The organism is Pseudomonas sp. MD195_PC81_125 (assembly GCF_014060985.1).
GTDB classification, from domain to species: Bacteria; Pseudomonadota; Gammaproteobacteria; order Pseudomonadales; family Pseudomonadaceae; genus Aquipseudomonas; species Aquipseudomonas parakoreensis.
In genome coordinates, this window is sequence record NZ_JABULD010000458.1 from 1 (window position 1) to 9097 (window position 9097).

Sequence of the window (9097 nt, forward strand, 5' to 3'; positions counted from 1 at the left end):
CTCGCTCCCACATTTGGAATGCGTTCCCCTTGTGGGAGCGAGCCTGCTCGCGAAAGGGGGCCAGTCGGGGCAATACAAAAACCGGCTATTCCACCCGCATCTCACCACTGAACACCAAGGTGTTGCGACAGCGCCGGCACAAATACCGCCGCCCCTGGCGCACCAGGCCATGACGCTGCGCCGAAAACGGAAAATCACTGTCGGCGCACGGGCATTTGTAAATATAGCGGGTCACGCTGCGGCGTTTCACGGCGTAGGTGTGGCAACGATCCGGTGGCAGTTCATAAACCCCGCGCATGATCAGTTGCCATTCTTCGCCATGCGGCTGGATACGGTCGCCGAACAGTTGATGGGCGATCAGGTGCGCGACTTCATGGGCCACGGTCTGCTTGAGGAAGTGTTCGGTGTTTTCCCGGTACAGCTGCGGGTTGAAGCGCAGCAGGTTCTCGTGCAGATGCGCGACACCGGCTTTTTGCCCGCGCAGCTTGAGGCTCACGACCGGGCGTTGGAAATGACGTTTGAAAAAGGCTTCAGCGAGTTGGTAACAGTCTTCGACGCGGGTATTGAGTTGCTCGGGCATGCTTGATGGATCTCCAGAGACGTCGAGTATGCCGCAACCTCCAGGACTTGCGAATCGCTGACCTGCCGAATGGTCATGCGCGAAACGAGAAGGCCGCCTTGCGGCGGCCTGTATTGGCAGATCTTGTTTTTCTCGGGGATAAAGCCTGTCAGTTGGTATACACCGGCCCCACGCCGAGGCCCCAGACAATCACGGTGAACGCCATGATGGCCACCAGCACCACCAGACCCACCGCCAGCACTGAGCTGGAAAACAGGAAGCCTTCGTCCGACGGTATGTTCATGAACGTCGGCAGCCCCACGTACAGCAGATACACCGTGTAGCAGATGGCCGCCGTGCCGACGATCATCCCCAGCCACATATGCGGATACAGCGCCGCCAGCCCGCCAACGAACAACGGCGTCGCGGTGTAGGTGGCGAACGCCACGCAACGCGCCAGGCTTGGATTGGCGTCATAAGTGCGGGCCATCCAGTGCACAAAGGCGCCCATCACCGCGACCCCGCCGAGCATTGCCAGGTACGACATCACCGTCATCCAGATCGCGCTTTCGACGGTGAGCATCACCGGCGCGCGGTTGCCGATCACCCAGCCGACCTGCGTGGTGCCGATAAACGCCGAAACGGCCGGAATCGCCGCCAGGATCAGCGTGTGCGTCAGGTACATGTGGCTGATGCTTTCCTCTTGGTCGCCACGGATTTCCTTCCATTCCTGATCGGGGTGGGTAAACAGTCCCACTACGTGATGGATCATGCCAGTCACTCCTCTTGTTATTGCCATCGCCCCCCAGCGGAGCGCCTACGGGCCAAGGTGGCCGAGCAAATACAGGTCTTCAGATGTGTGCGACCTTATGTCGCAGTATAGAAAGGACTTAACCGCACAGGGACTAGGGGCTTAGAGCAAATTGCGCTGTAAACGGACGGGTTAATCGCAGTTATCTCTGTAGGAGCTGCCGAAGGTGCGATCTTTTTGATCCTGTTTTTTAAAAATCAAAAGATCGCACCTTCGGCAGCTCCTACAGGAGGTAGCGGGGACCGGGAGGGCAGCATTGCAGCAGGGCGTGCACATCATTTGTATGGCCCATCCCACCGCGACTCCCTGTAAACTCCGCTATCTTTCGCCGACACTCAGGGAGCTCCAATGTCCGGTTCGATCCTCTATATCCACGGTTTCAACAGCGCGCCGGCCTCGAAAAAGGCCTGTCAGCTGGTCGAGGTGATGGAACGGCTGGGTTTGAGCGAGCAATTGCGTGTCCCGGCGCTGCATCACCACCCGCGTGAAGCCATCGGTCAGTTGCAGCAGGCGATTGCCGAGCTGGGCCGGCCGTTGCTGGTGGGAAGCTCACTCGGCGGCTACTATGCGACTCACTTGGCTGAGCGCCACGGCTTGAAAGCCCTGCTGGTCAACCCGGCGGTCAGCCCGCACCGGATGTTCGACGGCTACCTGGGCACGCAGAAAAACCTGTATACCGATGAGACCTGGGAACTGACCCATGACCATGTGACGGCCCTGGCCGAGCTGGAAGTGCCGGCACCCGTGGATGCGCAGCGCTATCAGGTGTGGTTGCAGACCGGCGATGGAACACTGGATTATCGCCTCGCCCAGCAGTATTACCGGGCCTGCGCCTTGCGCATTCAGGCCCGCGGCGACCATGGTTTCCAAGGGTTTGCCGGACAATTGCCGGCGTTGCTGAGTTTTGCCGGCATTGGCGCCGATTTGTACCGGGCAATCGATTTCACCGCACTGTGACGTCTTGCCCCTTTTTCATTGAATCACTGACGACGAGACCCTATGGCCACTCCCAGCGCTAGCTCTTATAACGCCGACGCCATCGAAGTCCTCTCGGGCCTCGACCCGGTGCGCAAACGCCCCGGCATGTACACCGACACCAGTCGGCCGAACCACCTCGCCCAGGAAGTCATCGACAACAGTGTCGACGAAGCCCTGGCCGGCCACGCCAAATCGGTGCAGGTGATTCTGCACGCCGATCACTCGCTGGAAGTCAGCGACGACGGACGCGGCATGCCGGTCGACATTCACCCGGAAGAGGGTGTGTCGGGTGTCGAGCTGATCCTCACCAAGCTGCATGCGGGCGGCAAGTTTTCCAACAAGAACTACCAGTTCTCCGGCGGTCTGCACGGGGTGGGTATTTCCGTGGTCAACGCCTTGTCGTCCGAAGTCCGGGTACGGGTGAAACGTGACGGCAACGAATACCAGATGACCTTCAAGGATGGCTTCAAGGCCACCGAACTGGAAATCGTCGGCACCGTCGGCAAGCGCAACACCGGCACCAGCGTGTACTTCGCGCCGGATCCGAAATATTTTGACTCACCGAAATTCTCCATCAGCCGCCTCAAGCATGTGCTCAAGGCCAAGGCTGTGCTGTGCCCGGGGCTGCTGGTCAGCTTCGAAGACAAAGGCACCGGCGAGAAAGTCGAGTGGCATTACGAAGACGGCCTGCGCTCCTATCTGGTGGACGCGGTCAGCGAATTCGAACGCCTGCCGGACGAGCCGTTCTGCGGCAGCCTGGCCGGTAATAAAGAAGCGGTGGACTGGGCGCTGCTGTGGCTGCCGGAAGGTGGCGACGCGGTGCAGGAAAGCTACGTCAACCTGATCCCGACGGCGCAGGGCGGTACCCACGTCAACGGTTTGCGTCAGGGCCTGCTCGACGCGATGCGCGAGTTCTGCGAATTCCGCAGCCTGCTGCCCCGTGGCGTGAAGCTGGCGCCGGAAGACGTCTGGGAACGCATCGCTTTCGTGCTGTCGATGAAGATGCAGGAACCGCAATTCTCCGGCCAGACCAAAGAGCGTCTGTCGTCCCGTGAAGCGGCGGCGTTCGTTTCCGGCGTGGTCAAGGACGCTTTCAGCCTGTGGCTCAACGCCAATCCGGAAACCGGTCTGGCGCTGGCCGAACTGGCGATCAACAACGCCGGTCGCCGCCTCAAGGCGAGCAAGAAAGTCGAGCGCAAGCGCGTCACCCAAGGCCCTGCGCTGCCGGGCAAACTGGCTGACTGTGCCGGGCAGGATCCGATGCGCTCCGAGCTGTTCCTGGTCGAAGGTGATTCCGCCGGTGGTTCCGCCAAGCAAGCGCGGGACAAGGAGTTCCAGGCGATCCTGCCGTTGCGCGGCAAGATCCTCAACACCTGGGAAGTCGACGGCAGCGAAGTGCTGGCGAGCCAGGAAGTGCACAACATTGCCGTGGCCATCGGTGTCGATCCGGGTGCCACGGACATGAGCCAGCTACGCTACGGCAAGATCTGCATCCTCGCCGACGCCGACTCCGACGGTCTGCACATCGCCACGCTGCTGTGTGCGCTGTTTGTCCAGCACTTCCGCCCGCTGGTGGATGCCGGGCACGTCTACGTGGCAATGCCGCCGCTGTACCGCATCGACCTCGGCAAAGAGATCTACTACGCCCTCGACGAAGCCGAGCGCGACGGGATTCTCGACCGTCTGGTGGCCGAGAAGAAACGCGGCAAGCCACAGGTCACCCGATTCAAAGGCCTGGGTGAAATGAACCCGCCGCAGCTGCGCGAAACCACCATGGACCCGAACACCCGGCGTCTGGTGCAGCTGACACTGGGCGACGATTTTGCCCAAACCTCGGAAATGATGGACATGCTGCTGGCGAAGAAACGCGCCGGTGACCGCAAGACCTGGCTCGAATCCAAGGGCAACCTCGCCGAGGTGCTGGCCTGATGCGTTTTGGCTGGGCCTTGGCGGGTGCCTTGCTGCTGAGTGCGATGAGCGTGTCGGCCGAACCGCTGCAGGAGTTGCGCGTGCTCTCCGAACACCCGGTCGACGGCATGCGCGGCGGCAACCTGTCGGGACTGGCCATGTGTGGCAGCGAGTTGTGGACGGTGTCGGACCGCGATGACGATCAGATCTACCGGCTCAATACCGCCGATCAGGTCTGGCAGGCCGAAGCCTTGCACATCGACGTGCCTCTGGTGCCGGAGACCGGTTTGCCGTGGGGATTGCGCTCGCGCAATTGGGCCGCGTCGTTCGTGCGCGGTGGCGGTCTGGATTTCGAAGGCATCAGTTGCGACAGCACCGGCAATCGCTACATCGTCAGCGAGGGGCACGCGGCGGTCCTGCAAGTGCCCGTCAGCGGCCCGATCAACTGGCTGAAGATCTCGCCGATGATGGTTCGCGAAGCGCGGGCCAGTGGCATGCTTCTGCATTTCAATGCGATCTTCGAAGGTCTGGCGATCAACCCTGCGGGCGATCAGATGTGGCTGGCCGGCGAGCGGCAAAACCGTGGCTTGCTGCTGATCAAGCGTCAGCAGACCGTGTGGGATTGCGACGGTCGTTGCGTGTTGCTCAGCGAGGGTGGCAAGGAGATGCAGCCGCCGCAGTTCCCGCACGCCAAAGCGGTCGACCGCGACTTTTCCGACCTTTCATTGTTCAACGGCAAATTGTTTACCCTTGAACGCAACGCCTTCCAGATTTGTCGGCGCGATGCGCAGACTGCCAAGGTCGAGCGTTGCTGGTCGTACGCTGCTGAACTGTTGCAGGCCAACCGCCGTTATTCGCAGAACTTCGGGTTGGAAGAAGCGCTGATCGTTGATGCGGAGGGGGCGTGGGTCGGTGTCGACAATAATTTCGGCCCGCGCGCCGACGGTGAGGTTCGGCCGATTGTCTGGCGCTTCGCCGCGCCTGAAGGTGGCTGGAGCGCCAAACCGTGAGTCAACAACCGCCGGGCAAACGCGCCGGCCGGGTGTTGATGATTCTGGCCTGGTGCGCGGGACTGTTTCTGGCCACACGGTTTTTCGGCCAGTGGGAAGAACGTCAGCAGAATCCGAATGTGGTGGTCACGTCCGAGCAGCATGACGGCGTGGTCGAAGTAAAACTGGCGGGCAATGCCCAAGGGCATTTCGTCGCCAGTGGCCAGATCAACGGTGAGCCGGTGGAGTTCATGCTCGATACCGGCGCCACCGATGTGGCGATCCCGGCGGATCTGGCCAAACGCTTGAAACTGGAAGAAGGTTTCGGTGTGACCCTGAGCACGGCCAACGGCCTGAGCCAGGGCTACCGGACAAAGATCGACCGCCTGCAACTGGGCGACATCGTGCTGCGGGACGTCCGCGCACTGGTGGCGCCGGGGCTGCATGGCGATCAGGTGCTGCTCGGCATGAGCGCCCTGAACAAACTTGAATTCACCCAGCGCGGTGGCACCATGCTGCTGCGCCAGACAACGAACCGATGAGGCCCGCATGAGCGACTCCCTTGATCTCAGCCTGGACGGTGTAGAACGCCGCTCGCTGGCTGACTTCACCGAAAATGCCTACCTCAACTACTCCATGTACGTGATCATGGACCGTGCCCTGCCGCATATCGGCGACGGCCTGAAACCGGTACAGCGGCGTATCGTCTACGCCATGAGCGAGCTGGGGCTGGACGCCGATTCCAAGCACAAGAAATCGGCGCGTACCGTCGGTGACGTGCTCGGCAAGTTCCACCCGCACGGCGACTCGGCGTGCTACGAAGCGATGGTGCTGATGGCCCAGCCGTTCAGCTATCGCTACACGCTGGTTGACGGTCAGGGTAACTGGGGTGCGCCGGACGATCCGAAGTCCTTCGCCGCCATGCGTTATACCGAAGCGCGTCTGTCGCGCTATTCCGAAGTGCTGCTCAGCGAATTGGGCCAGGGCACGGCCGACTGGGGGCCGAACTTCGACGGCACCTTGCAGGAACCTTTGGTGCTGCCGGCACGTTTGCCGAACATCCTGCTCAACGGCACCACCGGCATTGCTGTCGGCATGGCCACCGACGTACCGCCGCACAACCTGCGCGAAGTCGCCACTGCCTGCGTGCGCTTGCTCGATGAGCCGAAAGCCACGGTCGAACAGCTCTGCGAACACATTCAGGGCCCGGACTATCCGACCGAAGCGGAAATCATCACGCCGCGTGCCGACCTGCTGAAAATGTACGAAACCGGCAAGGGCTCGGTGCGCATGCGCGCCGTGTACCACGTCGAGGACGGCGACATCATCGTCACCGCGCTGCCGCATCAGGTCTCCGGGGCCAAGGTGCTGGAGCAGATCGCCGCGCTGATGCAGGCCAAGCCGTCGAAAGCGCCGCAGATCGCCGACCTGCGTGACGAGTCCGACCACGAAAACCCGTGCCGCATCGTGATCATTCCGGTCAACAGCCGCGTCGATCACGAAGCGCTGATGCAGCACCTGTTCGCCAGCACCGAGCTGGAATCGACCTACCGGGTCAACGTCAACATCATCGGGCTGGACGGCAAGCCACAGCTGAAAAACCTGCGGGCATTGCTGGTCGAATGGCTGGAGTTCCGCGTACTGACCGTGCGTCGTCGCCTGCAATTCCGCCTCGACAAGGTCGAGCGCCGCCTGCATCTGTTGGACGGTTTGTTGATCGCTTACCTCAATCTGGATGAAGTGATCCACATCATCCGCACCGAGGAGCATCCGAAAGCCAAGCTGATCGAGCGCTTCGCCCTCAGCGAAATCCAGGCCGACTACATCCTCGACACCCGGTTGCGGCAGTTGGCGCGTCTGGAAGAGATGAAGCTGCGCGACGAGCAGGACGAACTGCTCAAGGAACAGGCCAAGCTGCAAGCCTTGCTGGGCAGCGAAGCCAAGCTGAAGAAGCTGGTGCGCACCGAGCTGCTGAAAGACGCTGAAACCTACGGTGATGATCGTCGTTCGCCGATCGTCGAGCGTGCCGAAGCCAAGGCGCTGACCGAACACGATCTGCTGCCGAACGAGAAAGTCACCGTCGTGCTGTCCGAGAAGGGCTGGATCCGCTCGGCCAAGGGGCACGATATCGACGCCACCGGCCTGTCGTACAAGGCTGGCGATGGCTTCAAGACCTCGGCGGCGGGGCGCTCCAACCAGTTTGCGGTGTTTATCGACTCTACCGGTCGCAGTTATTCGGTGGCCGCGCACACCTTGCCGTCGGCTCGAGGCCAGGGTGAGCCATTGACCGGTCGTCTGACCCCGCCGCCCGGCGCCACGTTCGAATGCGTGCTGATGCCCGAAGACGATGCGTTGTACGTGATCGCCTCCGATGCCGGTTACGGTTTCGTGGTCAAGGGTGAAGACCTGCAAGCCAAAAACAAGGCCGGTAAAGCCCTGTTGAGCCTGCCGAACAACGCCAAAGTCATCGCGCCGCGCCCAGTGGCCGATCGTGAGCAGAACTGGCTGGCCTCGGTCACGACCGAAGGTCGCCTGCTGATCTTCAAAATCAGCGATCTGCCACAATTAGGGAAGGGCAAGGGCAACAAGATCATCGGAATTTCCGGCGAGCGTGTGGCCAGTCGCGAAGAATACGTCACGGACATCGCCGTACTTCCGGAAGGCGCTACCTTGGTGCTGCAGGCCGGAAAACGGACCCTGTCGCTGAAGGCCGACGACCTCGAACACTATAAAGGTGAGCGTGGACGTCGCGGGAATAAACTCCCGAGGGGCTTTCAGCGGGTGGATGCGCTGCTCGTCGAAAACCTCAATTAGGCGAAAACGCCCTTCTAGAGGCGTCGAACTACGATTTAACGCGTAGATCGACGCTTTGGCGCTGGAGTCGGAACGCATATTCACGGATGATATGGCCTTTCCAAGCGCCGGCGTGGCCGAGCGTTCTTCATATTTATTGAGTATTTTCACTGTGGTCAGCCTTGTGGCGGCCACCTGGACGGGATGATGACTGCTCTGCGCCCTCTTATTTTCCTGCTCGCTGGCGTTTTGGGCCTGGCGGGCTGCAGCGTTCACCAGCCGGTGTCGCTGTATCAACTGGACAGCGGAAGTCCGGTTCAGCCTGCGCAAAGCGCTGGCATGGCGGTTTTGTTGGGCCCGATTGTCGTGGCCGATTACCTGCAACGAGAAACCCTGCTGCAGCGTCAGCCCGACGGCAGCCTGCAAGCCTCGACCGATGGTCGCTGGGCGGGCAGCCTTTCGTCGGATATCGATCAATTGCTGATGCGACAGGTGGCGGGTCATCTGGACAGCCAGCGTGTGGTGCTGGCACCCGCGACGTTGGGCTTCACGCCGGATGTGCAGGTATTGCTGACCATTACGCGGCTGGATTCGGGTCAGAAACAACCGGCGATCCTCGATGCGCAATGGCGTCTGATTGACCGTCGTGGGCAGGTACGCGATAACCGCATCGTTCATCTGCAAGAGTTGCATGCCGGGACCACGGCTTCGCAGGTGCAAGCGCAGGGGATTCTGCTGCAGCGTCTGGCCGAGCAGTTGTCGGTGGCGCTCAAGCCATTGGCCAACCAGCCGCCGGTGGCCGAAGCACCGCGCAAGGCGGCGCCAAAGCCGGCCGCGCCGGCAGCCGATGCCGAGAAACAGCCAAAGATCCCGATGGCCTCGCCGATTCGTACCGATATGGAAGTGTTCCGCTTCTAAGTCTGGTTCGAGTCAAAACAGAGCCCGCCTTGTGCGGGCTTTGTTGTGTCTGGGGGCTGGAAATCTTTGCCGTCAGTGCGGGCCTCTTCGCGAGCAAGCTCGCTCCCACAGGTCTTGAAGGTGTTCACAAGGTCTGTGGCA

Annotated in this window: 8 protein-coding genes; 6 read left to right on the forward strand and 2 right to left on the reverse strand. The window is 61.3% G+C overall.

From position 1 onward, the window contains the following. Positions 1-85: 85 nt before the first annotated feature. Both HT737_RS18365 and HT737_RS18370 read right to left on the reverse strand, forming a co-directional pair. Positions 86-580 (reverse strand): SprT family zinc-dependent metalloprotease, encoded by a 495-nt coding sequence (locus tag HT737_RS18365; RefSeq protein WP_047295796.1) that lies wholly within the window; start codon positions 578-580, stop codon positions 86-88. Positions 581-728: 148 nt separating this feature from the next. After that, entirely contained in the window at positions 729-1331 is a 603-nt protein-coding gene (locus HT737_RS18370) for a Yip1 family protein (RefSeq protein WP_007917515.1), read from the reverse strand. A 387-nt stretch (positions 1332-1718) separates the two neighbouring features. Here HT737_RS18370 and HT737_RS18375 point away from each other — a divergent pair, with 387 nt between their 5' ends. The 6 genes from HT737_RS18375 to HT737_RS18400 all read left to right on the forward strand — a co-directional run bounded on the left by HT737_RS18375 (position 1719) and on the right by HT737_RS18400 (position 8956). After that, positions 1719-2327, forward strand: a complete 609-nt coding sequence (locus HT737_RS18375; protein WP_182403564.1) for a YqiA/YcfP family alpha/beta fold hydrolase — start codon at positions 1719-1721, stop codon at positions 2325-2327. A 42-nt stretch (positions 2328-2369) separates the two neighbouring features. After that, positions 2370-4277 (forward strand): DNA topoisomerase IV subunit B, encoded by a 1908-nt coding sequence (parE, locus tag HT737_RS18380; protein WP_047290962.1) that lies wholly within the window; start codon positions 2370-2372, stop codon positions 4275-4277. Beyond that, positions 4277-5266, forward strand: a complete 990-nt coding sequence (locus tag HT737_RS18385; RefSeq protein ID WP_182403566.1) for an esterase-like activity of phytase family protein — start codon at positions 4277-4279, stop codon at positions 5264-5266. The genes parE and HT737_RS18385 overlap by 1 nt, the downstream gene beginning before the upstream one ends. After that, positions 5263-5787 carry a TIGR02281 family clan AA aspartic protease gene (locus HT737_RS18390; protein WP_047290964.1) on the forward strand — a complete coding sequence of 175 codons (525 nt, stop codon included), beginning with the start codon at positions 5263-5265 and terminating at the stop codon, positions 5785-5787. Before HT737_RS18385 ends, HT737_RS18390 begins: the two co-directional genes overlap by 4 nt. Before the next feature lie 7 nt (positions 5788-5794). After that, positions 5795-8059: a DNA topoisomerase IV subunit A gene (gene parC / locus HT737_RS18395; RefSeq protein ID WP_003221074.1), complete on the forward strand. Its 2265-nt coding sequence runs from the start codon at positions 5795-5797 to the stop codon at positions 8057-8059. A gap of 186 nt (positions 8060-8245) precedes the next feature. Next, on the forward strand, positions 8246-8956 hold the full coding sequence (locus HT737_RS18400; RefSeq protein ID WP_041065754.1) for a membrane integrity-associated transporter subunit PqiC: 711 nt from the start codon (positions 8246-8248) through the stop codon (positions 8954-8956). The last annotated feature ends 141 nt before the right edge of the window (positions 8957-9097 follow it).